At 70.5% G+C, this 26,993-nt stretch carries 24 protein-coding genes and 1 pseudogene; 17 read left to right on the top strand and 8 right to left on the bottom strand.

The features are described from left to right. Positions 1–71: 71 nt before the first annotated feature. From ACFMQL_RS21265 to ACFMQL_RS21245, 5 genes are read left to right on the top strand one after another with little or no spacing between them, the layout of a single operon-like run. Complete coding sequence (locus tag ACFMQL_RS21265; RefSeq protein ID WP_378790188.1) at positions 72–830, top strand: sugar phosphate isomerase/epimerase family protein; 759 nt, start codon at positions 72–74, stop codon at positions 828–830. Positions 831–862: 32 nt separating this feature from the next. Continuing rightward, a complete protein-coding gene (locus ACFMQL_RS21260; protein WP_364060825.1) occupies positions 863–2,230 on the top strand; it encodes an extracellular solute-binding protein in 1,368 nt (455 codons plus the stop codon). Then, complete coding sequence (locus ACFMQL_RS21255) at positions 2,227–3,186, top strand: carbohydrate ABC transporter permease (protein ID WP_378786746.1); 960 nt, start codon at positions 2,227–2,229, stop codon at positions 3,184–3,186. Before ACFMQL_RS21260 ends, ACFMQL_RS21255 begins: the two co-directional genes overlap by 4 nt. Then, on the top strand, positions 3,173–4,018 hold the full coding sequence (locus ACFMQL_RS21250) for a carbohydrate ABC transporter permease (RefSeq protein WP_364060819.1): 846 nt from the start codon (positions 3,173–3,175) through the stop codon (positions 4,016–4,018). The genes ACFMQL_RS21255 and ACFMQL_RS21250 overlap by 14 nt, the downstream gene beginning before the upstream one ends. Before the next feature lie 3 nt (positions 4,019–4,021). Then, positions 4,022–5,170 carry an ROK family transcriptional regulator gene (locus tag ACFMQL_RS21245; RefSeq protein ID WP_364060816.1) on the top strand — a complete coding sequence of 383 codons (1,149 nt, stop codon included), beginning with the start codon at positions 4,022–4,024 and terminating at the stop codon, positions 5,168–5,170. 79 nt (positions 5,171–5,249) lie between these two features. Here the strand turns inward: ACFMQL_RS21245 and ACFMQL_RS21240 are convergent, their stop codons facing one another. Beyond that, the gene (locus ACFMQL_RS21240) at positions 5,250–6,002 is read right to left on the bottom strand and encodes a helical backbone metal receptor (RefSeq protein ID WP_378786744.1); all 753 of its coding nucleotides are present in this window, start codon (positions 6,000–6,002) and stop codon (positions 5,250–5,252) included. A gap of 98 nt (positions 6,003–6,100) precedes the next feature. On the opposite strand from ACFMQL_RS21240, the gene ACFMQL_RS21235 reads away from it, so the two are divergent. After that, on the top strand, positions 6,101–6,904 hold the full coding sequence (locus ACFMQL_RS21235) for an SAM-dependent methyltransferase (protein WP_364060810.1): 804 nt from the start codon (positions 6,101–6,103) through the stop codon (positions 6,902–6,904). 4 nt (positions 6,905–6,908) lie between these two features. Further along, positions 6,909–7,814, top strand: a complete 906-nt coding sequence (locus tag ACFMQL_RS21230; protein WP_364060807.1) for a TIGR03619 family F420-dependent LLM class oxidoreductase — start codon at positions 6,909–6,911, stop codon at positions 7,812–7,814. A gap of 319 nt (positions 7,815–8,133) precedes the next feature. Here ACFMQL_RS21230 and tpx read toward each other — a convergent pair whose 3' ends face one another. Both tpx and icmF read right to left on the bottom strand, forming a co-directional pair. Further along, positions 8,134–8,634, bottom strand: coding sequence for a thiol peroxidase (gene tpx, locus ACFMQL_RS21225; protein WP_364060804.1), 501 nt, complete (start codon positions 8,632–8,634; stop codon positions 8,134–8,136). A 352-nt stretch (positions 8,635–8,986) separates the two neighbouring features. Next, positions 8,987–12,199, bottom strand: coding sequence for a fused isobutyryl-CoA mutase/GTPase IcmF (gene icmF / locus ACFMQL_RS21220; protein WP_364060801.1), 3,213 nt, complete (start codon positions 12,197–12,199; stop codon positions 8,987–8,989). Between the two features lie 123 nt (positions 12,200–12,322). On the opposite strand from icmF, the gene ACFMQL_RS21215 reads away from it, so the two are divergent. Next, on the top strand, positions 12,323–13,372 hold the full coding sequence (locus tag ACFMQL_RS21215; RefSeq protein WP_364060798.1) for a glucose 1-dehydrogenase: 1,050 nt from the start codon (positions 12,323–12,325) through the stop codon (positions 13,370–13,372). Between the two features lie 22 nt (positions 13,373–13,394). On the opposite strand, the gene ACFMQL_RS21210 is transcribed toward ACFMQL_RS21215, so the two are convergent. Then, a complete protein-coding gene (locus ACFMQL_RS21210) occupies positions 13,395–13,685 on the bottom strand; it encodes a hypothetical protein (RefSeq protein WP_378786740.1) in 291 nt (96 codons plus the stop codon). A gap of 63 nt (positions 13,686–13,748) precedes the next feature. On the opposite strand from ACFMQL_RS21210, the gene ACFMQL_RS21205 reads away from it, so the two are divergent. Next, complete coding sequence (locus tag ACFMQL_RS21205) at positions 13,749–13,907, top strand: hypothetical protein (protein ID WP_378786738.1); 159 nt, start codon at positions 13,749–13,751, stop codon at positions 13,905–13,907. Positions 13,908–13,972: 65 nt separating this feature from the next. On the opposite strand, the pseudogene ACFMQL_RS21200 reads toward ACFMQL_RS21205, so the two are convergent. Both ACFMQL_RS21200 and ACFMQL_RS21195 read right to left on the bottom strand, forming a co-directional pair. Beyond that, a pseudogene (locus tag ACFMQL_RS21200) lies at positions 13,973–14,314 on the bottom strand (CHAP domain-containing protein); the annotation flags it as partial. A gap of 172 nt (positions 14,315–14,486) precedes the next feature. Next, the gene (locus ACFMQL_RS21195) at positions 14,487–15,257 is read right to left on the bottom strand and encodes a protein phosphatase 2C domain-containing protein (protein WP_364060795.1); all 771 of its coding nucleotides are present in this window, start codon (positions 15,255–15,257) and stop codon (positions 14,487–14,489) included. 76 nt (positions 15,258–15,333) lie between these two features. Here ACFMQL_RS21195 and ACFMQL_RS21190 point away from each other — a divergent pair, with 76 nt between their 5' ends. The 8 genes from ACFMQL_RS21190 (at position 15,334) to ACFMQL_RS21155 (ending at position 24,727) form a co-directional block, all read left to right on the top strand. Further along, complete coding sequence (locus ACFMQL_RS21190; protein WP_378786736.1) at positions 15,334–17,163, top strand: class I SAM-dependent DNA methyltransferase; 1,830 nt, start codon at positions 15,334–15,336, stop codon at positions 17,161–17,163. A 40-nt stretch (positions 17,164–17,203) separates the two neighbouring features. After that, entirely contained in the window at positions 17,204–18,094 is an 891-nt protein-coding gene (locus ACFMQL_RS21185; protein WP_364060789.1) for a serine/threonine-protein kinase, read from the top strand. A gap of 173 nt (positions 18,095–18,267) precedes the next feature. Beyond that, the gene (locus ACFMQL_RS21180) at positions 18,268–19,563 is read left to right on the top strand and encodes an extracellular solute-binding protein (RefSeq protein WP_378786734.1); all 1,296 of its coding nucleotides are present in this window, start codon (positions 18,268–18,270) and stop codon (positions 19,561–19,563) included. Continuing rightward, complete coding sequence (locus tag ACFMQL_RS21175; protein WP_364060783.1) at positions 19,560–20,522, top strand: sugar ABC transporter permease; 963 nt, start codon at positions 19,560–19,562, stop codon at positions 20,520–20,522. Before ACFMQL_RS21180 ends, ACFMQL_RS21175 begins: the two co-directional genes overlap by 4 nt. Next, positions 20,519–21,322 (top strand): carbohydrate ABC transporter permease, encoded by an 804-nt coding sequence (locus ACFMQL_RS21170; RefSeq protein ID WP_364060780.1) that lies wholly within the window; start codon positions 20,519–20,521, stop codon positions 21,320–21,322. The genes ACFMQL_RS21175 and ACFMQL_RS21170 overlap by 4 nt, the downstream gene beginning before the upstream one ends. Beyond that, positions 21,319–22,689, top strand: a complete 1,371-nt coding sequence (locus ACFMQL_RS21165; protein ID WP_378786732.1) for a GH1 family beta-glucosidase — start codon at positions 21,319–21,321, stop codon at positions 22,687–22,689. Before ACFMQL_RS21170 ends, ACFMQL_RS21165 begins: the two co-directional genes overlap by 4 nt. Positions 22,690–22,721: 32 nt before the next feature. Then, positions 22,722–23,717 (top strand): LacI family DNA-binding transcriptional regulator, encoded by a 996-nt coding sequence (locus ACFMQL_RS21160; protein ID WP_364060774.1) that lies wholly within the window; start codon positions 22,722–22,724, stop codon positions 23,715–23,717. A gap of 86 nt (positions 23,718–23,803) precedes the next feature. Next, entirely contained in the window at positions 23,804–24,727 is a 924-nt protein-coding gene (locus ACFMQL_RS21155; protein WP_378786730.1) for a phosphotransferase, read from the top strand. A 125-nt stretch (positions 24,728–24,852) separates the two neighbouring features. Here the strand turns inward: ACFMQL_RS21155 and ACFMQL_RS21150 are convergent, their stop codons facing one another. Beyond that, positions 24,853–25,380 carry a carboxymuconolactone decarboxylase family protein gene (locus ACFMQL_RS21150; protein ID WP_378786728.1) on the bottom strand — a complete coding sequence of 176 codons (528 nt, stop codon included), beginning with the start codon at positions 25,378–25,380 and terminating at the stop codon, positions 24,853–24,855. 97 nt (positions 25,381–25,477) lie between these two features. Beyond that, positions 25,478–26,989, bottom strand: a complete 1,512-nt coding sequence (locus tag ACFMQL_RS21145) for a glycoside hydrolase family 13 protein (protein ID WP_378786727.1) — start codon at positions 26,987–26,989, stop codon at positions 25,478–25,480. Between the last annotated feature and the right edge of the window lie 4 nt (positions 26,990–26,993).

The raw sequence follows: 26,993 nt of genomic DNA, 5'->3' as shown, positions 1-26,993 counted from the left end.
CTGGGCGGCCCGGCAGGGCTACGAAGCCCTGGAAGTAGCGGGTTGGCCGGGCATCCGATGATCGCAATCACATCAAGGTAGATTCTTTTGACGAAGCCGAGAACGAGCGCGTGCGAAGAATCTTCGCGGAGACCGGACTGACGCTTTCCTCGATCGCGTACTACGAGAACAATCTCCACCCCGAGCGAGGGCCGGAGGTGAACGCGCATGTACGGCGCTGCGTGGACGCCGCCGCCGCGCTGGGCTGCCCCACGGTCGGCACGTTCATCGGCCGCGACCCCGGGCTGACGGTCCGCGACAACCTCAAGCGCGCCGAGGACGTCTTCGGCCCGCTCGTCGAATACGCCACCGCCCGCGGCGTCGAGCTGGTCATCGAGAACTGCGTGATGAAGAGCTGGCACCCAGACGGCTATCCGGGCAACCTGGCCTACTCCCCCGAGCTGTGGGAGTGGATGTTCGGGCTCGGGCTGAAGCTCAACTACGACCCCTCCCACCTGGTGGCGCTGGGCATCGACCCGGTGGCCGCGCTGACCCCGTACATCCCGCATATCGCGCACGTACAGGCCAAGGACACCCAGATCCTGCCCGGCGCGATCGACAGGTACGGCTACCACGGCCCGATCAGCGGCGAGAAGGGCTGGTACCGCTTCCGCGTGCCCGGACTCGGCCAGGTGGACTGGACGCGCGTGATCGACGCGCTGTACGAGGGCGGCTACGACGGCGTGGTCTCCGTCGAGCACGAGGATCCGGTGTGGAGCGGAAGCCCGGAAAAAGTGCAGGCCGGGCTCTGTATCGCTTACCGCACGTTGCGTCATCTCGTGCAGGGGTAAGTGCGGCTTATCCCCGATCAGAGGAGCGTGCCATGCCGACGAAGGTGACCGCCGTCCTCTCCGTCGCCCTGCTGGCCGCCGTCTCGCTCGCGGCCTGCGGCGACGACGGTGGGCGATCGGCGGGCGACGAGATCACGGTCTGGACCGAGGAGAACCTCGAGGACCGGATGGCCGTGCAGAACGCCATCGCCACCGAGTTCACCAGGAAGACCGGGATCAAGGTGAAGCTGGTCGGCGTGGCCGAGGACCAGTTCAGCCAGACCATCACGGCTGCCGCCGCGGCGGGCGACCTGCCGGACGTGATCGGGGCGCTGCCTCTGGCTTCCGTACGCGAGCTGGAGGCCAACGACCTGCTCGACACCGAGACCCCGGGGAAGATCGTCGACCGGCTGGGCCGCGATGCGTTCTCACCGCGCGCACTGGAGCTGGACAGCTCGGGACGGACGCTGCTCGCGGTGCCCAGCGACGGCTGGGCGCAGCTCATCCTCTACCGCAAGGACCTCTTCGAGGCGGCCGGGCTGAAGCCGCCCGACACCTACGAGACGCTGCAGGAGGCCGCCACCAAGCTCAACACCGGCGGGGTCGCCGGCATCACGCTCGCCATCGCGCCCAAGGACACCTTCACCGCGCAGAGCTTCGAGCACATCGCCCAGGCCAACGGCTGCGAGCTCGTGGACGGCTCCGGCAACGTCACGCTCGACTCGCCGCAGTGCACCAGGGCGTTCGCGTTCTACGCCGGCCTGGCGAGGAACCTGTCGGTCAAGGGCAAGCAGGACGTCGACTCCACCAGGGCCACGTACTTCTCCGGCAAGGCGGCCATGACGATCTGGTCGTCGTTCATCCTCGACGAGCTCGCGGGCCTGCGTAAGGACGCGCTGCCGAGCTGCCCACAGTGCCGTGAGAACCCCCAGTGGCTGGCCGAGAACACCGGCGTGGTCACCGCGCTCAAGGGTCCCGACGGCAGTGCCCCCGCCCAGTACGGCGAGATCGTCTCCTGGGCCATCACCCGCGACGCCGCCAAGGAACCGGCGAGCGCGTTCGTGACGTACATGATGAACGAGGGCTACGAGCGCTGGATCGGCATGGCACCCGAGGGCAAGGTCCCCACCCGCAAGGGCTTCGAGGAGAAGTGGGACGCGCTGCCCGCCGGCGTCGACACCAAAAAGCCGCTCTCCGACGTCTACCCCGACGACGTGCTCGACGCCCTGCGCAAGAGCCCCGACACCATCGCCCGCTGGGGCATCTCGCAGGGCCAGGGCAAGCTGGTCGGCGCCACCATGGGAGAGCTGCCCGTGCCCAAGGCGCTCAGCATGCTCGTCGACGGGTCGCTGACCCCGCAGCAGGCCGCCGCGCAGGCCAAGCGCGAGGTCGAGAGCATCAAGCGCGGGATCCGCGAGTGACCGCCGCCCGCGTCGAGGAGCCGCCCGGCTCCCCCGCTCCCCGGCCCCGCGGGCGCACGCTGCGGCAGCAGGAGGGCCGCGCCGGGGCCGCGCTCATCTCGCCGACGCTGATCATCACGCTGGTCGTGGTGGTGCTGCCGCTGCTGTGGGCGATCATGCTGGCGTTCCAGGACGTGCGGCTGATCAACATCAGGCAGGCGGGCCTGTTCGGGAACTACACGCTGGAGAACTTCGCGTACGTGGTCTCCGAGCCGGGCTTCTGGTCGTCGCTGGTCAACACGCTCGTCTACACCGTCGCGGGCACGGCGCTGTCGATCGCCATCGGGCTGGTCACGGCGCTGGCGCTGCGCGACAGGTTCAGGGGCCGCACGCTGGTCAGGGCCGCGATCCTCATCCCGTACGTGGCCCCGGTGGTGGCCGTCACGTTCCTGTGGGAGACGATGCTCAACCCGCAGTACGGCATCGTCAACACCTGGCTGGCCGAGCCGATCGCGTTCCTCACCCAGGCCAGGGGCGAGTTCCTCGGCGTGCGGGTGCCGGTCGCGCTGCTCACCGTCATCGCCTTCGAGGCGTGGCGGTACTTCCCGTTCGCGTTCCTGTTCATCCTGGCCCGCCTGCAGGCGCTGCCGAAGGAGCTGGACGAGGCCGCCATCGTGGACGGCGCGACCCCCACCCAGCGCTTCCGCTACGTGATCATGCCGCAACTGTGGCGCATCATCGCGCTGCTGTCGGTGCTGCGGTTCGTCTTCACCTTCACCAAGTTCGACGACGTCTACCTGCTGACCGGCGGCGGCGCCGGCACCGAGGTGGTCAGCGTGCGTGTCTACAACTTCCTCACCTCGCGCGACGACATCGGCGCCGCCGCCGCGCAGGCGATCGTGCTGGCCGTGTTCCTGGTCGTCTTCCTGGCGATCTACCTCAGGTTCTTCGCGGGAGGCGAGCGTGAGCAGGGATAGGTTCGAACGGGCGCTGCTGCGGGCGCTCAGGCCGCTGGTGATCGCGTTCCTCTTCCTGATCACCGCGTTCCCGTTCCTCTACATGGTGATGCTCTCGGTACGCGACATCCAGGAGCTGATCCTGGAGCCCGGCTCGCTCTGGCCGTCCGCCTTCACCCTCGACGCGTACGTGGACGTGCTCACCCGGCAGGGCTTCCTGACGTTCCTCAAGAACAGCACGATCGTCGCGGTCGTCTCGGTGGCGGTCACGCTGCTGGTCTCGATACCCGGCGCGTACGCGGTGGCGCGGCTGCGCTTCTTCGGCCGCCGCCAGGTGCACTTCCTCTTCCTCGCGGTCTACCTGTTTCCCGCGATCGTGCTGGCCATCCCGCTGTTCGTGTTCTTCACCATGATCGGCCTGCGCGGATCCCTCGTGGGCTTGATCCTCGTCTATATCGCGCAGACGGTGCCGGTCACGGTATACATGCTCCGCAACTACTTCGAGACCGTGCCGCAGAGCGTGGAGGAAGCGGCCGCGATCGACGGATGTTCGAGGCTGTCGACCATCTGGCGGGTGGTGCTGCCCCTGTCCAAGCCCGCCCTGATGGCCACCGGCCTCTACGCGTTCATGATCGCGTGGAACGAGTTCCTGTTCGCCCTGCTCTTCCTCGTGGACCATAGGGAGAGCTGGACGGTGTCCCTGGGGCTTTCGCAGCTCGCCGGGAGCATCGAGATCCCCACCACGGTCTTGATGGCAGGGTCGGTGGTGCTCACGCTGCCCATCGTGATCGTGTTCTTCGCCAGTGAGCGGCTGCTGACGGAGGGCCTCACCGCAGGAGCGGAGAAGGGATAGACCATGCTGACGGCAGGGCAGATCCTCCAGCTCATCCGCCATGGCTCCTGCCGCACCCGCAAAGAGCTCATCGAGCACACCGGCCTGTCACGCTCGACCATCACCGAGCGGGTCGACCGGCTGATCGCCGCCGGATACATCCACGAGTCGGGCGTCGGCGCCTCCGGCGGCGGGCGGCCACCGTCGGTGCTCGAGGTGCACGCCGCCAGGCGGCTGATCCTGGTGGCCGACCTGGGCGCCGCCCACGCCACGGTGGCGCTCACCGACCTGGCCGCCCGCCCCATGGCGGAAGAGCACGCCGAGATGCGCATCGAGCTGGGGCCCGACGCGGTGCTGTCATGGGTGCGCGAGGCGTTCCAGCGCATGCTCGACAGGGCCGGGCGGCCCGCCCGCGACGTATGCGGCATCGGGCTCGACGTGCCCGGCTCGGTCGACCACGCCACCGGGCACGTCATCAGGTCGTTCCTCATGCCCGGCTGGGACGACCATCCGGTGCGCGAGGCCATCAAGGAGTCGTACGACGTGCCCATCCTGGTCGAGAACGACGCCAACGCGATGGCGCTCGGCGAATGGTGGTCGTCATGGCGCGACACCGCGGCGCTCGTCCTGGTCAAGGTCTCCACCGGCATCGGCGCCGGCATCGTCCTCGACGGCCGGATCCACCGAGGCGTCGAGGACGCGGCGGGCAACATCGGCCACGTGCGCCTCAGCGAGACCGACGACCGGGTCTGCACCTGCGGCTCGCGCGGCTGCGTGGCCTCACTGGCCAGCGGCCGCGCCCTGGCCGCCGACCTCGGCGTGGGCTCCAGCCGCGAGGTGGTCAAGCTCGTGCAGGCGGGCGACCCGGCCGCCATCGCCCGCGTGCAGGAGGCCGGGCGCACGCTCGGCGTCGTCCTCGCCACGGCGGTCAGCCTGCTCAACCCCGCCGTGCTCGTGCTGTCCGGCGACATGGCGCGCACCGGCGAGCACTACCTGACCGGCATCCGCGAGAGCGTCTACCGGCGCAGCCTGCCGTACACGACCCGCAACCTGCCGATCGTCACCGGCTCGCTGGGCGAGCGGGCCGGCATCGTGGGCATGGCGGTGCTCGTCATGGAGCACGTCCTGTCGGCGGCCGCCGTGGACACCGCGCTGGCCGCCGCGGCCGGTTAGGCCCGCCGAGATCGGTCAGCCACCGAGGCCGGTCAGCCGCCGAGGCGCGTCGCCCTTGAGATCGGCGGCCGCCGGGGCGTCAGGCGGCCGCAAGGGTGCGGCGCAGCTCCCCCGCGGCCTCCACCAGCGACGGGCCGTACCACGTGAGCAGCCGGCCGCTCACCGGCACGCACCTCAGGCCGGGGAACGACTCCGGGCCGTCGGTCTCGCTGAAGGCGTAGGGCTCATCGGGCAGCACCACGAGGTCGGGGCGGCGGGCGTTCAGCTCGTCGAGCGGGATCTTGGGGTAGCGCTCGGAGTGGCCGGCGTACAGGTTGTCCACGCCGAGGTGCCTGAGCACGTCGCCGGTGAACGTGTCGCGGCCCACCACCATCCAGGGCCGCCGCCAGATGGGGACGATCGCCGTACGCCTCGGGCCGTCCCAGGGCTCCCGCCACGCCTCGCGCGCTTGAGCCAGCCAGTCCGGCGGGTCTGTACGGCAGGCGTGCACGAACATCCGCTCAAGCGACGCGAACGCCTCCTCCAGCGTCGCGATCTTCGTCACCCAGACCGCGATGCCCGACTCCCGCAGCGCCTCGATGTCGGACGGGCGGTTCTCCTCGGCGTTGGCGAGCACCACGTCGGGCCGCAGCCGCCTGATCGCGTCGAGGTCGGGGTTCTTGGTGCCGCGCACCCTCGCCACGTCGAGATCCGCCGGGTGCGTGCACCACTTCGTGGCCCCGACCAGAGCGTGCGGCACCGTGGCCGCCACCGACTCGGTCAGCGACGGCACCAGCGAGACGATTCGCCGTACTTCGCCGGGAATCTTGACGACCGTGCCGGTGTCATCCACATTGACAGCCTAGATCCATGGCTTCGTGATCAATTTGTCGGCTGTGGGCCGTAGACTCAAGCTGAAGATCTTCCACTCGATGATCGGGGGGACGACGGTTGGAGCACGAGTCGCTCGGTTTCGACCCCAACACGCCAAGCGTGGCCCGGCTCTATGACTACTACCTCGGCGGCAAGGACAACTTCCCCGCCGATCGCGAGGCTGCCGAGCGCATCCTCAAGGTCGCCCCCGAGCTGCGGGCCGCCGCCAGGGCCAATCGCGCTTTCCTCGGCCGCGCCGTGCGCCATCTCGCCGAGGCCGGCATCACGCAGTTCCTCGACATCGGCACCGGCCTGCCCACCCAGGGCAACGTCCACGAGGTGGCGAAGAAGGTCGTGCCCGACGCCAAGGTGGTCTACGTCGATCGCGACCCGGTGGTGCTCGTGCACGCCAGGGCGCTGCTCGCGGGCCAGGGCGACACCACGGTCATCGAGGGCGACCTGCGCGAGCCCGCGGCCATCCTCTCCCACCCCGAGGTGCGCGCCACCATCGACTTCAGCAAGCCCGTCGGCCTGCTGCTGGTGGCGATCATGCACTTCATCAAGGAGGAGGAGCGGCCCGACGAGATCATGGCGACGCTGCGCGAGGCGCTCGCGCCCGGCAGCTACCTCGTGATGTCCCACGGCACGAGCGAGGCCAGAGCCGAGGCCGTCGATCGCGGCACCGAGGTCTACCAGAGCGCCAGCGCCCCGCTCGTGCTGCGCGACAGGGAGCGCATCCGCGAGCTGTTCTCCGGGTTCACGCTCATCGACCCCGGCCTGGTGTGGCTGCCCGAGTGGCGGCCCGAGCAGGCCGACGTCATCGACTTCATGGACAACCCCGCCTCGTCGCTCATCCTGTGCGGCGTCGGCAGGAAGGGCTGAGAACATGCGCGTCGGGCTGGCCGTCCCGCAGTACGGCAGGTTCGCCTCGCTCTCCAGCGTGCTGGAGGTGGCGCGGGCGGCCGAGGCGATGGGCTTCCACAGCCTGTGGGCAGGCGACCGGCTGCTCACCCCCGTCCAGCCGAAGGACCGCTATCCCGGCGGCGACGGCTCCATCCCCGAGGCGCACCGGACCTTCCTCGACCCGTTCTCGGTGCTGTCGGTCGCCGCGTCCGTCACCACGTCCGTACGCCTCGGCACCAGCGCTCTGAACGCCTGCTGGTACGCCCCCGCGGTGCTGGCCCGCTCCCTCACCACCATCGACCACCTGAGCGGCGGCCGGCTCGACGCGGGGCTCGGGCTCGGCTGGTCCTCCGACGAGTACGCCGCCGCCGGCGTGCCGTGGAAGGACCGCGCCCGCCGCTACGAGGCCACCCTCGACGCGCTCGAGGCCATCTGGACCACCGACCCGGTGTCGTTCGACCACGACCTGTGGTCTATCCCGCCCAGCCACATCGAGCCCAAGCCGGCCCGCCGCCCGCCGCTCTACCTCGCGGGCTTCGCCGGGCCCGCGCTGCGCCGCATCGGCAGGCGCGGCGACGGCTGGCTGACCGCCACGCTGCCCATCCCCGTGCTGACCTCGATGTGGCAGACCGTGTGCCAGGCCGCCGAGGAGGCCGGGCGCGACCCCGGCGCGCTGCGCATGATCCTGCGCGCCAACCCGATCATCACCGACGACGGCAGGCCGCCCCGGAGCGGCACGGTGGCCGAGATCAGCGCCTACCTCGCCGAGGCCGTGGAGGCGGGGGCGCACGAGCTGATCATCGACCTCCAGCACACCGCCACCGACGACCGGCACATGCTCGACCTCGCCAAGTCCTTCCAGGACGAACTCACCGCCCGCCTCGGCTGACCCCGCGCGCGCTCGCCCCTGCCGGCCCCGCGCGGCCGCCCCGGCTGCCTCGCGCGCATGAGCTGACCCGCCGCGCTCGGCCTCCCAGCCGCCCCACACGATTGCGTCGGCCGACCCGTGCATCGGCCGAGCTCCGCGCTCGCCCTCTCCTGCCGGAAGGGCCGGGGAAGGAGCCGGGCAGAAGGTACCGGAGGCTGGATAGAAGAGGCGAAGACCGGACGGTGAGGGGCCGGAAGGCCCGGCGGGAAGGCTGGGGTGTGGAAAGCCCGCCTGCTTCTCTCAAACGGGCAGGCGGGCTCGGGTGGTTACCGCGACGGGGTCACTTGAGGGCGGCGAGGGCGCCGTCGTAGTCAGGCTCCTGAGTGATCTCCGGCACGAGCTGGGAGTAGACGACCTTGTTGTCGCCGTCGAGCACGATCACCGCGCGGGCGGCGAGACCGGCCAGCGGGCCGGACTCCTGCGCCACGCCGTAGTCGGTGAGGAACTCACGGCCGCGCATCAGCGAGAGCGTGGTGACGTTCTCCAGCCCCTCGGCGCCGCAGAAGCGGCCCTGGGCGAACGGCAGGTCGGCCGAGATGCACAGCACGGCCACGTCGGGGTGCTCGGCGGCGATCTCGTTGAAGCGGCGCACGGAGGCCGCGCAGACGCCCGTGTCGATGCTCGGGAAGATGTTGAGCACCTTGGTCTTCTGGCCGAAGTCGTCGAGCGTGCGCTCGGACAGGTCCTTGCCCACCAGGCGGAACGCGGGCGCGGTGTCGCCGGCCTGCGGGAAGGTGCCGCCGACCGTGATCGGGGTGCCCTTGAACGTGACGTCGGACATGAAAACCTCCTGTTAGCGATGGTGCCGAGATCGTGCCCAGCAGCGCGATCCTATCGGCGCCCGTCGTCGGTGATCCCGCCGCAGCCCGCCACCGCCCGCCGATGATTGCGCCGCCGCCCCTCGCGCCGCCCGGCGGGGCCACCGCGAACGCCGCGAATTCGACCCTACGCGCACCACCCTTTCCGGCCCGCGCCAACGCCGCAAACCGGTCCACGCGAACGCCCCTGATCAGAGCCCGCGCACCGCCCCGGTCGGCGCGGGCGGCGCTGACAGGGGCGGGCGGACCTGGCGGCGCAAGCCGGGCGGCGCAAGCCGGGCAGGGGTGGGCCGGGCCGGGCCGGGGTGGGTGCGGTCAGACGTTGCGGCGGTACTGGCCGCCGGCTTCGAAGAGGGCGTCGGTGATCTGGCCGAGCGAGCAGTGCCTGACCGCCTCCATCAGCACCTCGAAGACGTTGCCGTCCGACATGGCGGCCTCGCGCAGCCGGGCGAGGTGGGCGGGCGCCTCGGAGCGGTGCCGCTCGTGGAAGGCGCGCAGCCGTTCGAGCTGGGAGCGCTTCTCCTCCTCGGTGCCGCGCGCCAGCTCCAGCTTGTGCGGATCGGAGTCGTCGGAGCCGGCGGGGTTGCGGAAGGTGTTGACGCCGATGATGGGCAGCGAGCCGTCGTGCTTGCGGGTCTCGTACAGCATGGACTCGTCCTGGATGCGGCCGCGCTGGTAGCCGGTCTCCATGGCGCCGAGCACGCCGCCGCGGTCGGACAGCCGCTCGAACTCGGCCAGCACCGCCTCCTCGACCAGGTCGGTCAGCTCGTCGATGATGTACGAGCCCTGCAGCGGGTTCTCGTTCTTGGCCAGGCCCCATTCGCGGTTGATGATGAGCTGGATGGCCATGGCGCGGCGCACGGACTCGGCCGACGGCGTGGTGACGGCCTCGTCGTAGGCGTTGGTGTGCAGGCTGTTGCAGTTGTCGTAGATGGCGATGAGCGCCTGCAGCGTGGTGCGGATGTCGTTGAAGTTCATCTCCTGGGCGTGCAGGGACCGCCCGGAGGTCTGGATGTGGTACTTCAGCTTCTGCGAGCGCTCGCCCGCGCCGTACCGCTCGCGCATGGCGATGGCCCAGATGCGGCGGGCCACCCGGCCGAGCACGCTGTACTCGGGGTCCATGCCGTTGGAGAAGAAGAACGACAGGTTGGGCGCGAAGTCGTCCACCTTCATGCCCCTGGCCAGGTACGCCTCCACGTACGTGAACCCGTTGGCCAGCGTGAACGCGAGCTGGCTGATCGGGTTGGCCCCCGCCTCGGCGATGTGGTAGCCGGAGATGGAGACCGAGTAGAAGTTCCTGACGCTGTTGCGGATGAACCACTCCTGGATGTCGGCCATCATCCGCAGCGAGAACTCGGTGGAGAAGATGCAGGTGTTCTGCCCCTGGTCCTCCTTGAGGATGTCGGCCTGCACGGTGCCCCTGACGGTGGCGAGGGTGCGGGCGCGCAGCTCACGGTCCTCGCGCTCGTCGGGCTCGCGGCCGTGCTCGGCGCGGAAGCGGTCTCTGGCCTGGTCGATGGCGGTGTTGAGGAAGAAGGCGAGGATGGTCGGCGCGGGGCCGTTGATCGTCATCGACACCGACGTGTTGGGCGCGGACAGGTCGAACCCGTCGTAGAGCACCTTCATGTCGTCGAGGGTGGCGATGGAGACGCCGGAGGTGCCGACCTTGCCGTAGATGTCGGGCCGCGGGTCGGGGTCGTGGCCGTACAGGGTGACGGAGTCGAACGCGGTGGACAGCCGGGTCGCGGGCTGGCCCTCCGAGAGCAGCTTGAAGCGCCTGTTGGTGCGGAACGGGTCGCCCTCGCCGGCGAACATCCTGGTCGGATCCTCGTCGTCGCGCTTGAACGGGAACACGCCGGCGGTGAACGGGAACATGCCCGGAAGGTTCTCGCCGCGCAGGAACCGCAGCAGCTCGCCGTGGTCGGTGTAGCGCGGCAGGGCGACCCGGGGGATGCGGTTGCCGGAGAGCGTCTCGCGCCACAGCGGCGTGCGGATCTCCCGGTCGCGGATCTTCACCACCAGCTCGTCGTTGGAGTAGCGCTCCTTGATGCCCGGCCAGGCGTCGAGCAGCGCGCGGCTCTCGTCGCTCAGCTCGCGCTCGGCCTGCTCGGCCAGCTCGGCGAGCCGGCCCGACTCGGGGGCGTCCTCGCCCAGCAGTTCGCGTACGGCGGCGAGCTGCTGCCTGCGCCTAGCCACCTCGGCCTGCGCCCGCGTCTCCGCGTGGTACGCGCGCACGGTCTCGGCGATCTCGGCCAGGTAGCGGCTCCTGGACGGCGGCACGATGGCCTCGGCGACCTTCGAGGTGCGCCCCTCGACCTTGGGCAGCAGCCCGGGGCCGGAGGCGCCGGTCGGCAGCAGCGGCTTGAGGTGGTGGTAGAGGGCGGTGACGCCGGTGTCGTTGTAGCGGGCGGCGATGGTGCCGAAGACCGGCATGTCCTCGGGCGAGACGCCGAACGCCTCGCGGTTGCGTACGAGCTGGCGGCGCACGTCGCGCAGGGCGTCCTCGGCGCCGCGCCGCTCGAACTTGTTGATCACCACGGCCTCGGCGAAGTCGAGCATGTCGATCTTCTCGAGCTGCGAGGCCGCCCCGAACTCGGGCGTCATGACGTAGATCGGCACGTCCACGTGCGGCACGATGCCCGCGTCGCCCTGGCCGATGCCGGGCGTCTCGACGATCACCAGGTCATAGCCGGCGGCCCGGCAGGCGGCGATGACGTCGTCGATGCAGGCGGGCACCTCGTTGGCGGCGCCCCTGGTGGCCAGCGAGCGGAAGTAGGTCTGCGGGCCCAGGCTGTTCATCCTGATGCGGTCGCCGAGCAGCGCGCCGCCGCCGCGCCTGCGGGTGGGGTCGATGGCGATGATCGCGATGCGCAGCTTGTCGTCGTGGTCGATGCGGAAGCGGCGGACCAGCTCGTCGGTGAGCGAGGACTTGCCGGAGCCGCCCGTACCGGTGATGCCGAGGACGGGCGCGCGGCGGTCGGTGGCGTTCCTGATGCCCTCCAGCAGCTCTGCGGGGGCCCTGCCGCTCTCGATGAGGGTGATGGCGCGGGCCAGCGCCGCCTGGTCGCCCGCCATCACGGCTTCGGCCTGCGGCGGGTCGCCCAGCTCGACGTCGCACTCCTGGATGAGCTGGTTGATCATGCCGGGCAGGCCGTAGCGCTGACCGTCCTCGGGCGAGAAGATACGCGCGACGCCGCGCGAGTGCAGCAGCTCGATCTCCTCGGGGACGATGACGCCACCGCCGCCGCCGTACACCTTGATGTGGCCCGCGCCGCGCTCGCGCAGCAGCTCGACCAGGTAGGTGAAGAACTCGACGTGCCCGCCCTGGTAGGAGCTGATCGCCACGCCCTGGACGTCCTCCTGGATGGCGGCCGTGACGATCTCGTCGACCGAGCGGTTGTGCCCGAGGTGGATGACCTCGGCCCCCTGGGCCTGGAGGATGCGCCGCATGATGTTGATCGCCGCGTCGTGCCCGTCGAACAGGGCCGCGGCGGTCACGAAGCGGACGGGGTGTACCGGGACGTGCACGCCTGATCACTCCTTCGTGGAGGCTTCTCCCCCAGATAATTGGACGTCCTACTTTCTTGATACTAGGACGTCCTACTATTTCCCGACAGTGTCCGGGGTAAGGGGCTGGCAGGAGGTGACGCGATGCGCGCGCTGACGTTCGTGCCGGGGAGCAAGGGCACGCTGGAGGTGCGGGAGGTGCCCGACCCCGAGCCCGGCCAGGGCGAGCTGCTCGTCCAGGGTCTCGCCCTGGGCATCTGCGGGACCGACAGGGAGCTGGCAGAGGGCGACTACGGCTGGCCGCCGCCCGGCGAAGAGCGGATGGTCATCGGGCACGAGTCGCTCGGCCGGGTGCTGCGCGCGCCGGACGGCTCGGCGTTCTCGCCCGGCGACCTGGTGGTGGGCGTCGTACGCCGCCCCGACCCCGAGCCGTGCGGCGCGTGCCGGCGCGGCGAGTTCGACATGTGCCGTAACGGCCGCTACACCGAGCGGGGCATCAAGGAGCTCGACGGCTTCGGCAGCGAGCTGTGGACCATCGAGGCCGCCTACGCCGTCCGCGTCGATCCCGCCCTGGGCGAGCTCGGCGTGCTGGTGGAGCCCGCCTCCGTGGTGGCCAAGGCGTGGGAGCAGATCGAGCGGATCGGCTCGCGGGCCTGGTTCGAGCCGCGCACGCTGCTGGTGACGGGGGCCGGGCCGATCGGGCTGCTGGCGGCGCTGCTCGGGCGGCAGCGCGGCCTTGAGGTGCACGTGCTCGACCGTTCACCGCACGGGCTCAAGTCGAGCCTGGCAGAGGAGCTGGGCGCGATCTACCACTCGTCCTCGACGCTGGAGGACTTCCGAGAGGCCAAGCCGGACATCATCATCGAGTGCACCGGGGCCGGGCAGCTCGTCATCGACTCGCTCACGACCACGGCGGCGGCCGGCATCGTGTGCCTGTGCGGCCTGGCTCCCGGCGGGCGGGCGCACCGGGTGGACGCGGGCGTGATGAACCGGGAGATCGTGCTGGAGAACGACGTGGTCTTCGGGACGGTGAACGCGAACCTGCGGCACTTCCGGGCCGCGGCGGCGGCTCTGGCGGAGGCCGACAGGGAGTGGCTGGGACGGCTCATCACCCGGCGGGTGCCGCTGACGCGGGCGCTGGAGGCGTTCGAGCCGGCCGAGGACGTCAAGGCGGTGATCGATCTGACGGCCTGACGCGGGGCCTTCAGACCGGGCCTCAGCTCCGCTCGTACGGCCTGCGCCGCCTGGAGGCGGGCTCGGGCACGGATCCGGCGGCGACCCGCGTACGCGCGGGACGGGCGGCCTGCGGGGCGCTCTGCGGCTTGGGACGGGCGGCCTGGGCGGGCCGGACGATCTGGGACGTCTGGAAGGTCTGGGGCGGCGCCGCGGTCCTGGGCCGGGAGCCGGCGGGCCTGCGCTCGGGGGACTTTCGCCCGCGAAGGGATTCCTGGGAGTCGGGACGCGCCGTACGTCTTGAGCGGAGGAGGAGCGGGAACGCGCGAACCACGGCCAGGAGAGCCGGCGGTGTGCGCCGCGGCGGCGGGTCAGCCGCAGGGAGAGGACGATCGTGGTGAGCACCATCGCGGCCAGTAACGCGACCGGCGTGCCTAAGAAGTCGAGCGGCGAGCCCTGCCCCGTCTGCGATCTGGGCGGCGAGATGAAGGGCTGCTCGGTCGAGCGGATCTCGTTCAGATCGGCGTTGGCCTTGACCAAGCGCGGAATGCCGTAGCCGACGACCTTGTCGGTCTCTCTGACCTTGCGTTTGAGCCAGACGCGGTCGACGTTCGCCTCGATGGTGTGGATCTTCTTGCCGGCCACCCGTTCGACGATGCCGACGTGGTCGATGCCCTTGTAGCTCTTGCCGCCGCGCCAGTCGAAGAAGACGAGCGCGCCGGGCTCCGGCTTCTTGCTCCACGCGCCCTTCTGGATGAACCAGGCGGCGTGGGAGGGCGTCCAGGCGAACTCCCCGACGTACTCGGAGACGCCGGCCTTGTTCGCGGCCCAGGCGAGGAACATGTCGCACCACGGCGCGTCGCGGTATTGGCTGTCCTGGACGCGATCGGCGTACCACTGGCCGAACTTGGTGTACTGGCCCTTCTTCTCCTTGTATCCGAGTTCCTGCCGAACCGTCTTCAGCAGCTTGTCCGCGATCGGGTCCAGAGTGACTCCTCCCAGAAGACAGGCGAATCACGATGGACTGTAGTAGCGCCATCGCGGAAGCGCGCGGGTCACCTGGAAAGTGTCGTCCTATGAGCCGAAATTTCGGTTGTGTTGCTCCCGGGACGGATGTGACGGCCTACTACGTCTTTTAGGAGCCGGCGCCCACGCGGTAGACGTTCACATCGCCCGCGCCCGGCGCGACCACGTCGGCCACGATCACGGTCACGTTGTCGGGCGAGCCGCCCTCGTTGGCGAGATCGATGAGCCGCTGGACGGCCGCCGCAGGTTCTGCCACCGTGGTCAGGACCTCGTGCAGAACCTCGGGCCCGAGCACCGTCGTGAGCCCGTCGGAACAAAGGAGGTAGCGGTCATCAGGCTCGGCCTCGCGCAGCGCCATGTCCGGCTCCGCCCTGCCCTCGCTGCCCAGGACGCGCAGCACCATCGACCGGCGGGGGTGGACGGCGGCCTGGTCCTCCGTGATCCGCCCTTCGTCCACCATCGACTGCACGAGTGTGTGATCCTTGGTCATCTGGTAGAGAGCACCGTCGCGAAGCAGATATCCGCGGGAGTCACCGAGATGAGCCAGAGCGAAGCGGTAGCCGTCCCAGAGCATGGCGGTCACCGTGGTGCCCATCCCTCTGCGCGCCGGGTCGATGTCGGCCAGCTCGACCAGCCTGCGCCCCGCTTCGTGCACGGCGCCCTCAAGGGCCGCCTCAAGGTCGGAGCCCGTCTCGGGAAGCGTGGCATCCAGCTCGCGCATGACGGCGATCACCGCCGAGCTCGCCAGCTCGCCGGCCGCGTGTCCACCCATCCCGTCAGCCACCACGAGCAACCGGCCGCTCGCGTAGCCGGAGTCCTCGTTCTGCTCCCGGCGGCGGCCCACGTCTGATCCGGCGGCATAGCGGATGTTGTGCTTCATACCCTGCAGTAAATCATTGGTTGAAAGACTTCACAAGCAGATGCGCTGAAGACTCCTGTGAACTACTGTGGGCTCCATGAGCCACGACCCGACCGTCAACGCCGGGGACATCGCCCGGCTCGCCGGCGTCGGGCGGGCCGCGGTGAGCAACTGGCGCCGTCGCCACGACGACTTCCCCCAGCCCATCGGCGGCACCGCCAATCAGCCGCTGTTCTCGCTGCGGCAGGTCGAGTCATGGCTACGTCGCTATGGGAAGTCCTACCAGGTCTCCCTGGGAGATCGTGCCTGGCAACGCCTGAAAGCGGCGGGAGATTTGCATCTGGGCGAGCTGGTGGCCCAGGCCGGAGCGCTGCTGACCAGGGCGGCCCAGGTCGCGGGCGACGGCGAGAGCCCGTCGCCCGACGCCGGTCCCGGCGGTGAAAGCGCAGGTCACGACGGCCCCGTAACGCTCGATCCCGAGCTGACCGACCTCATACTCGAACTGGGCAGGGAGCTCGGGCCGCTGCGCGCGTACGAGTTCCTGTGTGAGCGTTATCTCGAAGCGCACTCGCGCCGGCTCTCGGTCACCCGCGACGACATCGCCGGGCTGATGGTCCGGCTGGTCGGCACCGAGGGCGCGACCGTGCTCGACCCCGCGTGCGGCGTGGGCACGCTGCTGCTGGCCTCCAGCCGCGCCTCGCGCATCCTCGGCCAGGAGCTCAGCGAGACCTCGGCCGCCATCGCCGCCTCCCGGCTGCGCCTGCGCGGCGTCGAGGCCACGATCGTGCCGGGCGATTCCATGCGGCGCGACGGCTTCGCCGGCGAGCGGGCCGACGCGGTGGTGTGCGACCCGCCGTTCGGCGAGCGGGCCTGGGGTTATGAGGAGCTGACCGGCGACCCGCGCTGGGAGTACGGCCTGCCGCCCAGGGGCGAGCCCGAGCTGGCCTGGGTCCAGCACTGCCTCACCCACGTCAAGCCGGGCGGCCTTGTGGCCATCTTGATGCCGCCGGCCGCCGCCAGCCGCAAGGCGGGCCGCCGCATCCGCGCCAACCTGCTGCGCGCGGGCGCGCTGCGGGCCGTCGTGGCGCTGCCGGGCAGCGACCTGTGGCTGCTGCGCCGCCCGGCGGCAGGTGAGCGCCCGCCGTCTGAGGTGCTGATCCTCGACGCCACGGCCGACCTGTCGGCGGTCGAGCCGGCCTGGCAGGCGTACATGGAGGACCGCTGCGACCAGACCGTGCGGATCATCGACCTGCTGGCCGACGAGGTCGACATGACCCCGGCCCGCCACCAGCGGCGCGACGACGTGGGCCGGGCCTTCGCCGAGGCGCGCGACCGCTTCCTCGCCGCCACGGCGGTGCCGCCGCCCGACCTCAAGGTGCTCGACCAGCCGCTCGACCAGCCCGCCACCACGCTCGGCGACCTCATCAAGGAGGGCCTGGTCACGGCCTCGCAGGCGCCGCCCAAGATGGCCGCCGACGGCGGTGACATCCCGGTGCTGACCTCCGACGACCTGCTCAACGGCGGCGCGCCGTCCGGCTCGACGACGATGCAGCAGGGCCTGGTCCCGATCAAGCCGGGCGACGTCGTGGCCTCCTACTCCGCCGTACGCGTGATGGCCGACGGCGGCGCGGTGCTAGGTCCCCATCTGACGCTCTACCGCGTGGACGGACGCAGGCTCGACCCCGACTTCCTCGCCGGGTTCCTGCGGGCCGCCGGCGGGCGGGTGACGACCGGCTCCAGCAGGTTCGACGTACGCCGCACCAAGCTGCCCCGGCTGTCGCTGCGCGAGCAGAAGGCGTACGGCGCGGCGTTCCGGCAACTGGCCGTGCTGGAGGACGCCATCCGCGAGACCTCCACGCTGGGGCACACGCTGATCCGGCTGGGTCTCGACGGCCTCGCCGACGGCCACCTGCACCCGCAGTCCTGACGGTGTAGTTTTCTCCGGAAGGCTGCGGGAGAGGGGGTTTATGGTCATCGGTGACCGCTACGAGCTCGACGACCTTCCTCTCGGTCAGGGCGGCATGGGCGCCGTCTACGCGGGCCATGACCGCCACCTCGACCGCAGGGTGGCGGTGAAGCTGCTGCGCCTGCCCAGCGGGCCCGACAACGAGCTGGAGCGCCGGTTCATCAGGGAGGCCAGGATCCTGGCCAGGCTGGAGCATCCCGGCGCCCCCGTGCTCTACGACTTCGGCACCCACGAGCAGCGGCTCTACCAGGTGATGCAGTTCATCGAGGGTGTCACCGTGGCCGACGTGGTGCACGAGCACGGGCCGCTGCCGGTGCCGTGGGCGGCGGCGATCGCGGCGCAGGCGTGCGCGGTGCTGTCGGCGGCGCATGCCCTGTCGATCTGCCACCGCGACCTCAAGCCGACCAACCTCATGCTCTGCCCCGACGGCAGCGTGAAGGTGCTGGACTTCGGCCTGGCGATGCTCAGGGAGCCCGACGTCACCACCTTCACCAGGATCGGGCAGATCCTCGGCACGCCGGCGTACATGGCGCCCGAGCAGATCCAGCACGGCATCACCGAGCCGCGCAGCGACCTGTACTCGCTGGGCTGCGTGCTGCACGAGATGCTCTCCGGCGAGCAGCTCTTCACCGGGCCGACCGACTACGTGGTCTTCGAAAAGCAGGTCAAGGAGCGCCCTCCGACCATTCCCGGGCTGCCCGAGCCACTGAGCGAGCTGCTCGCGCAACTGCTGGAGAAGAAGCCCGACGACCGCCCCGCCGACGCCGACGAGCTGTACGAGCGGCTCGACCCGTTCGCGGTCGGGCTGCCCATGCTGCCCGGCTTCCTCACCACCGACCCGAGCCCCGGCCGCATGTACGCCAGGATGGCCGGCCGCGCCCTCACCGGCTGAACCGGTTCCGTCGCACGCGAGCTGCGAAACCCCGCTGACCTCGCGAGATCGCGCTCTCTCGAATAACACCATCGTTATGTAACCTCCGTTGACAGAGCCATGTGAGCGCCGCGAATCTCTTGAGAGAGCGCTCTCTCAGTCACCATTTTGCACGGAGACCCAGGAGGGTTTCGATGGCCCCTCGCATCCGGCGGCTCGGCCTGCCCCTGCTCACCGCGTCCGTCCTCGCACTGGCGACGGCCTGCGGCGGCGGAGGCGAAGGCACCGCGGCCGAGTCGAGCGCCAAGCCCGGCGAGAAGATCAAGCTGACCGTCGACCTGTTCGGCGACTTCGGCTTCCAGCCTCTCTACGAGGAATACAAGAAGACGCATCCGAACATCGAGATCGTCGAGAACGTCACCCAGTTCAACGACCACCACAGCAACCTGGTCAAGCGACTGGCCACCAACGCGGGTGCGGGGGACGTCGTCGCGGTCGAGGTCGGCTACATCAGCACCTTCACCGCCCAGCCCGGCAAGTTCGTCGACCTCAAGCAGTACGGCCTCGACAAGCGCCAGTCCGAGTACCTCGACTGGAAGTGGCAGCAGGGCCTCAGCAAGGACGGGCAGCAGGTGCTCGGCCTCGGCACCGACGTCGGCGGCCTGGCCATGTGCTACCGCAAGGACCTGTTCAAGAAGGCCGGGCTGCCCGACGACCGCGACAAGGTCTCGGCGCTCTGGCCGACCTGGGAGGACTACATCGAGACCGGCAAGAAGTTCGCCGCGGCGAACGTGCCCGGCGCGAAGTTCGTGGACTCCCCCGGTGAGATCTTCCGCGCCATGGTCAACCAGGCCCCGGTCGGCCTGTACGACGAGCAGGACAACATCATCGTCGAGACCAACCCCGAGGTGAAGAAGGCCTGGGACCTGTCCAACCGGCTCACCCAGGAGGGCCTGACCGCCAAGCTGGCCGCCTTCTCCCCGCCGTGGAACACCGGCTTCGCCAAGGGCTCGTTCGCCACGATCATCTGCCCCGCCTGGATGACCGGCTTCATCCAGGAGCAGGCCAAGGACTCGGCCGGCAAGTGGGACATCGCGGCCGTCCCCGGCGGCTCGGGCAACAGCGGCGGTTCGCACCTCATGGTGCCCAAGCAGAGCAAGCACCCCAAGGAGGCGGCCGAGCTGATCGACTTCCTCACCTCCAAGGAGAACCAGGCCAAGGTTTTCAAGGAGGAGGGCACGTTCCCGTCGATCCCGTCGCTGTACGACGACCCGTCGATCCAGAACTTCACCAAGCCGTTCTTCGGTGACGCCCCCATCGGCAAGATCTACTCCGACGCCGCCAAGGCGCTCAAGCCGCAGCACCTCGGCCCGAAGGAGGCCGACGTACGGACCGTCATCGGCAACGGCCTCGGCCGGGTCGAGCAGGGCAAGCAGACGCCCGACGAGGCGTGGGCCCAGGTGCTCCAGGACGTCAAGAAGATCAAATGAGCTCTCTTCCTCTCGCGGTCACGCAGAGGCGTAGGCGCAGCGTGCGGCACACCCTCGACATGAGGGTGTCGCCGTACGCCTACGTGGCCCCTTTCTTCCTGCTGTTCTGCGCCTTCGGGCTCTTCCCGCTGGTCTACACGGCCTGGGTGAGCCTGCACGAGTGGACGTTGCTGTCGGAGACGCAGGAGTTCATCGGCCTCGGCAACTACACGACGTTGCTGGGCGACTCCTACTTCTGGAACGCCACGTTCAACACCCTGTCCATCGGGATCCTGTCCACCGTGCCGCAGCTCGCGCTGGCCATCTGGCTGGCGCACCTGCTCAACAGGCGGCTGCGGTTCCAGACGCTGTTCCGCGTGGCGCTGCTGCTGCCGAACGTCACCAGCGTCGTCGCGGTGGTCGTGATCTTCAGTCAGCTCTTCGGCCGGGACTTCGGCCTGATCAACTGGATCCTGTCCTGGTTCGGCGTCGGCCACATCGACTGGGCGGCGGGCACCGCCACCTCGCACGTCGCGCTCTCAGTGATGATCATGTGGCGCTGGACCGGGTACAACGCGCTGATCTTCCTCGCGGCCATGCAGGCCGTGCCGCGCGACCTGTACGAGGCCGCCACCCTCGACGGCGCGAGCAGCTTCACCCAGCTCCGCCGCATCACCATCCCCATGATCAGGCCCACGATCATCTTCGTGGTCATCGTCTCGACGATCGGCGCGATGCAGATCATCGCCGAGCCGATGCTGTTCGGCCAGAGCAGCGGCAGCGGCGGCGGCATCGCGACGGGCGGGCCCGACCGGCAGTTCCAGACGCTGGCGCTGTTCGTCTACGAGCAGGGCTTCGCGAACTCGACGTTCGACTTCGGCTACGCCTCCGCGGCCTCCTGGCTGATGTTCGTCGCCGTGGTGATCGTCGCCGGCATCAACTTCCTCATCACCCGTCGCATGAAGGGCGGTCTGGTATGAGGCTGCGCTACCTGACCCTCATCGCGGTGGCGTTCTTCTCGGCCTTCCCGCTGTACTACAGCGTGGTGGTGGCCTCCAGGCACAACTCCGCGCTGGCCCAGGTGCCGCCGCCGCTGCTGCCCGGCGGGAACTTCTTCGCCAACGTCGCCCGCGTCTTCGACACCGTGCCGTTCGGGCTGGCGCTGCTGAACTCCGTCATCGTGGCCGGCTCGATCTCGATCGCGGTGATGTTCTTCTCGACGCTGGCCGGGTTCGCCTTCGCCAAGCTGAGCTTCAGGGGCAAGAACATCATGCTGGTGATCACGGTCGCGACCATGATGGTCCCCGCACAGCTCGGCATCATCCCGCTCTACATGCTCATGGTGAAGCTGGAGTGGACCGGCACCAACTACGCGCTCATCGTGCCCGCGCTGGTCAACGCGTTCGGCGTGTTCTTCATGACGCAGTACCTCCAGCGCGCGCTGCCCACCGAGCTGCTGGAGGCCGGCCGGGTGGACGGCTGCACGACCTGGGGGTTGTTCTGGCACGTCGTGCTGCCCGCCGCGCGGCCCGCGGCGGCGGTGCTGGGCATGCTGACGTTCATGTCGGCGTGGAACGACTACTTCTGGCCCCTGGTCGTGCTCACCCCGGACAACCCGACCGTGCAGGTGGCGCTGTCGACGCTGGCCAGCGGCTACGTCAACGACTACGTGCTCGGCCTGGCGGGCACCGCGATCGGCACGCTGCCGCTCGTGGCCGTCTTCGCGCTGTTCGGCAAGCAAATCATCGGCGGAATCATGCAAGGAGCTGTTAAGGGATGATCTTTCCCGAGGACTTCGTCTGGGGAGCCGCCACGGCCTCCTATCAGATCGAGGGGGCGGTCAAGGAGGACGGGCGGGGCCAGTCGATCTGGGACACCTTCTCCCACACCCCCGGGAACGTGGCCGACGGCGACACCGGCGACGTCGCCTGCGATCACTATCACCGCTTCCGCGATGACGTCGCCCTGATGCGGGAGCTGCGGCTGGGCGCCTACCGGTTCTCGGTGGCCTGGCCGCGCATCCAGCCGGACGGCCATGGAGCGATCAACCCTCGCGGCCTGGCCTTCTACGACCGGCTCGTGGACGAGCTGCTGGCCGCGGGCATCACGCCGTACATCACCCTCTACCACTGGGATCTCCCCCAGGCGCTCGAGGACCGGGGCGGGTGGACCGATCGCGACACCGCGTACCGATTCGCCGATTACGCCCAGGTCGTGCACGACCGGCTCGGCGACCGTGTCCGCAACTGGGCCACGCTCAACGAGCCGTGGGTGTCGGCGTTCCTCGGCTACGGCAACGGCGTGCACGCGCCGGGCCGCCGCGACCCCGCCGAGGCCCTGCGCTCGGCCCATCACCTGCTGCTCGGCCACGGGCTCGCGGCCAGGCGGCTGCGCGATTCTGGTGCGGGGGCCGTGATGCTCGTCGTCAACTCCGCGCCCGTGCTCACCCCCGCACAGGTCAACGACCCGTCGGCGGTGGCGAGCGAGGAGGACGCGGCCGCGGTGGACCGCGTCCACGCGCTGCTGACCCGGCAGTTCCTCGACCCCGCCGTGTACGGCAGGTACCCGGACGAGGTCGTCGCGGCGGCCGAGCGCAACGGCGGCACCGCGCACATCCGGGACGGCGACCTCGCGCTCATCAACGCACCGCTCGACCTGATCGGCATCAACTACTACAACCCGTGCGTGGTCGAGGCCGGTCCCGGGCTGCCCGCCGACCCCGCGTGGCCGGGCTCGGAGGGCGTCAGGTTCGCCGAGGCCGACGCGCCCACCACCGCGATGGGCTGGCCGATCGTCCCCGACGGCCTGTCCCGCCTGCTCATCCGGCTCTCGCAGGACTATAAGCAGGTCGGCCTCATGGTCACTGAGAACGGCGCGGCCTTCGACGACGTCGTCGAGAACGGCAGGGTGCACGACGACGACCGGGTGGCGTACCTGGACGGGCACCTGCGCGAGGTGCACCGGGCCATCGAGGCGGGCGTCGACCTGCGCGGATATCTGGTCTGGTCGCTGCTCGACAACTTCGAGTGGGCCGAGGGTTACCGGCGGCGCTTCGGCATCGTGCACGTCGACTACGCCACCCAGGAGCGGCTGCCCAAGGACAGCGCGTTCTGGTACAGGGACGTGATCGTCAGGAACGGCCTGTAGATTTTTACCGTGGTCTTCCTATCGGTGCAGTCATGAGACGCCCGACCCTGGAGGCGGTCGCCGCCCGGGCGGGTGTCTCGCGCGCCACGGCCTCCCGCGTCGTCAATGGGCAGACGACGGTCGCGCCCGACATCCGCGACGCCGTGCTGCGTGCGATCGACGAGCTGGGCTACGTCCCCAACTCCGCCGCGCGCAGCCTCGTCACCCAGCGCACCGACTCGATCGCCCTGGTCGTCAGCGAGCCGGGCAACCGGGTCTTCTCCGAGGACCCGATGTTCTCCACCGCGATCAGGTCGGCGTCGGTGGAGCTGGAGGCCGTCAACAAGCAGGTCGTGCTCATGCTGGTGTCCTCGCCCAAGAGCCACGCCAGGGTGGAGCGTTACATCGCCGGCGGCCACGTCGACGGCGTGATGCTGCTGTCCATGCACGGCGCCGACCCGCTGCCGTCGGCCCTGTCGCGGCTGCGGGTGCCGGTGGTCTCCTACGGGCGGCCCGCGGTGCCGGTCGACATCCCGTACGTCGACAACGACAACGTCGGCGGGGCCGAGGCGGGCGTACGCCACCTGGTGGAGAGCGGGCGGCGCAGGATCGCCACCATCGCCGGGCCGCAGGACATGATCGCCGGTCAGGACCGCCTGGCCGGCTACCGCAACGTGCTGCGCGATTCCGACCGGCGCTCCATCGTGGCCGTCGGCGACTTCACCCGCGAGTCGGGGGCCGTCGCGATGCGGCAGCTGCTGCGCGACGACCCCGAGCTCGACGCGGTGTTCGTGGCCAACGACCTCATGGCGGTGGGGGCGCTGCAGTCGCTGCGGCAGGCCGGGCGGCGGGTGCCGGACGACGTGGCGGTGGTCGGGTTCGACGACATCGAGGCGGCCAAATACACCGAGCCGCCGCTGACCACGCTCCGCCACCCGATCGCGGAGCAGGCGGCGGCCATGGTGCGCCTGCTGCTCAACCTGTTCGAGGGCGGGCCGACCGACCCGGTCATCCTGCCGACCGAGCTGGTGATCAGGGAGTCGGCCTGAACGGCGAGATGTCCGAGGTGACCGTGCGGGACAACGGTGCCGCCGTGCCAGGAGGCGGTGCCGCCGTGCCAGGAGGCGGTGCGGCCGTGCCGGAAGCCGCTGTGCCCGGGGCCGCCGATGCGGCCGTGGCCGCCGTTCCGGTGTCCACCGAGGCGGCGGTGGCGGCGGCGGTCGCGGTGGCCGAGGAGCACGGGGTGCGGGTGCGGGAGCCCGTGGTGCTCAACGACTCGTTCAACGTCCGCGTCCACCTGCGGCCCGCGCCCGTGGTGGCCCGGGTGCCCACCGTCACCGCGCTCGGCCGGGCCCGCCCGCAGGACGCGCTGGCGCGCGAGCTCTCCGTCGTGTCGTTCCTGGCCGAGGCGGGCGCGCCGGTGGTCCCGCCCAGCGACCTGCTGCCGCCTGGGCCGCACGTACGCGACGGGGTGACGCTCTCCTTCTGGGCGTACGCCGAGCACGACCCGGAGCGCGAGGTGACGCCCGCGACGTTCGGGAGCATGCTGGCCGAGCTGCACACCGCGCTGCGCGGCCACCCCGGCGGGCTGCCGCTGCTCGGGCCCGTGCTGGACGAGCCGCTGCGGCTGCTCGACCTGCTCTCGGCGACCCTCGACCCCGGAACGCTGGCGCGGCTGCGCGAGGCGCACGCCGAGCTGGCGGAGCGGTTCTCCGGCGCGGCGGCGCAGGCGCAGGTCGTGCACGGCGACGCGCACCCGGGCAACCTGCTGGCGACGCCGGGTGGCCTGCGGTGGAACGACTTCGAGGAGTGCATGGCCGCGCCCGTGGCGTGGGACCTCGCCTGCCTGCTGCGCACCAGGCGGCTGGACGGGCGGGCGGCCGTGCGCGCGTACGGCGCCGACCCGGAGGATCCGCTGCTGCGGGCGTGCCTGGCGGCGCGCGGCCTGCAGGGCACGCTGTGGGTGCTGCTCTGGGCGCTGCGGTTCCCCGAGCGGGCCGGTGAGGCCCGCGCGGCGCTGGACGCCTGGCTCCGCGACCCGACCGGCGAAACCCGCTGACCGCCTCACCGCCGAACCACCCCACCGCCGGACCGCCGCGGACCGCCCCACCGCCGGACCGCTGGGATCTTCTCCCCTGCCCCGCCATGCGCCGGAAACCCGGCTATCGCCGGGCCGTATCGCGGTCAGACGCGGAAGACGCGGAGCTGGAGCGCGAGCGTGGTGTAGTAGCCGACCAGCGTGGTCAGCTCGAACAGCTCGCGCTCTCCCAGCAGCGCGTACTCCTCGTCGTCCAGGTCGCCCTTGGTGACCAGGGCGCGGGCGACGCGCAGCACCGCCGCCTCCACCGGGTCGTCGAGCCGGAGCGCGTCGCCGGCGCGCAGGGCGGCGAGCTGCTCGTCGGTGAAGCCCAGCTCGCGCGCGATCGGCTCGTGCGCGGCCTGCTCGAACGCGCTGTCCTGGTGCCCGGCCACCACGAGGATCGCCAGCTCCCTGGCCCGGTCGGGCAGCGTGGAGCGGTAGCGGATGGCCGCGCCGAGCCGCTGCAGCGGGTCGCCGACCGGCGGGCTGAGCAGCATGGCGTTGAACGGCCCGGTGAGCCCGCCATGCTCGTCCACCATGAACCGGCCGCGCGGCCCCGAGGTGATCGAGTCGTAGAGCGCCCGGGCCTCGGGGTCCAGGTCCTGCGGTGGTGTCCGACGCAGCCGTGCCATGCCGCCGATCGTAACGGGAGCATGGGCGCGGCGGCGGTCAGGCAGCCGCTTGAAACGGCCGGCTCAGGCGGTCGAGCCGGACCGCGACGCCGGCTGCTCAGGCGGTCAGCCAGGCCGTGGTGTCGGTGGACAGCAGGCCGTCCTCCAGCGGGCCGCTGGCCAGCACCACCCGGCCCTCCGGCAGCGCGACCGGTGCGGCGCCCAGGTTCGTGACGCTGGTCAGGCCCGAGTCGCGGGTGAAGGCCAGCACCTCCTCCCCCATCGGCAGCCAGGTCAGCGTCCCGTCGCCGAGCAGCTCCCTGCGGATGGCGAGCGCCGACCGGTAGAGGTTGAGCATGGAACCCAGGTCCGTACGCTGCGCCTCGGCGGTCAGCTTGCGCCAGCTCTCCGGCTGCGGCAGCCACGGCGTGCCGGTGCCGAAGCCGAACGGCGGCTCGTCACCCGACCACGGCAGCGGGATGCGGCAGCCGTCGCGGCCCGGGTTCTTGCCGCCCGAGCGGCGATACATCGGGTCCTGGCGCACCTCGTCCGGCAGGTCCTCCACCTCGGGCAGGCCAAGCTCCTCGCCCTGGTAGACGTAGACCGAGCCGGGCAGCGCCATCGCGAGCAGCGCGGCGGCGCGGGCGCGGCGGTAGCCGATCTCCAGGTCCGTCGGGCTGCCGTGCAGGGCGCCGCCGTGGGCGAAGGAGGTGTCGGCGCGGCCGTACCTGGTGACCGGCCTGGTCACGTCGTGGTTGGACAGCACCCACGTGGGCGGGGCGCCGATCGGGGTGTGCGTGGCCAGCGTCAGCTCGATCGACCTGCGCAGGTCGCGCGGGTCCCACGCGCAGGACAGGAAGTCGAAGTTGAACGCGGTGTGCAGCTCGTCGGGGCGCAGGTAGCGGGCGAAGCGCTCCTGGTCCGGCAGCCAGACCTCGCCGATGAGGACGCGGCCGCCGTACTCGTCGGCGATCTTGCGCCACCTGCGGTAGACGTCGTGCACCTCGTCGAGATCCTCGTACGCGGTGTCCGACTTGATCAGCAGGGCGGCCGAGTCGATGCGGAAGCCGTCCACGCCGCGCTCGAACCAGAACCGCAGCACGTCCTCGAACTCCCGGTGCACCTCGGGGTTCGTCCAGTTGAAGTCGGGCTGTTCCGGGGCGAACAGGTGCAGGTACCACTGGCCGTCGGGGACCTGCGTCCACGCCGGGCCGCCGAAGATCGACTGCCAGTCGTTGAGCGGCTCGTCGGCGAACCAGAACCGGTCGCGGGCCGCCGGGTTCGCCAGGGCCTCCTTGAACCAGGCGCTCTCGACCGAGCTGTGGTTCGGCACCACGTCGATGATGACCTTGATGCCGAGCCCGTGCGCCTCGTCGATGAACTGCTCGGCCTCGGCCAGCGTCCCGAAGACCGGCTCGATGTCGCGGTAGTCGGCCACGTCGTAGCCGCCGTCGGCCATCGGCGACGGGTACCACGGGTTGAGCCATATGGCGTCGATGCCGAGGTCCTTCAGGTACGGCAGGCGGGAGCGCAGGCCGGCGAGATCGCCGACGCCGTCGCCGTTCCCGTCGGCGAAACTCCGCAGGTAGACCTGGTAGATCGCGGCCCCCCGCCACCACGTTTGCGACATGCGC

Source organism: Nonomuraea fastidiosa (assembly GCF_042751225.1).
Taxonomy (GTDB): Bacteria; Actinomycetota; Actinomycetes; order Streptosporangiales; family Streptosporangiaceae; genus Nonomuraea; species Nonomuraea fastidiosa.
Note: the sequence above shows the minus strand (reverse complement) of the source record. Positions and strands in the feature narration are given on the sequence as shown.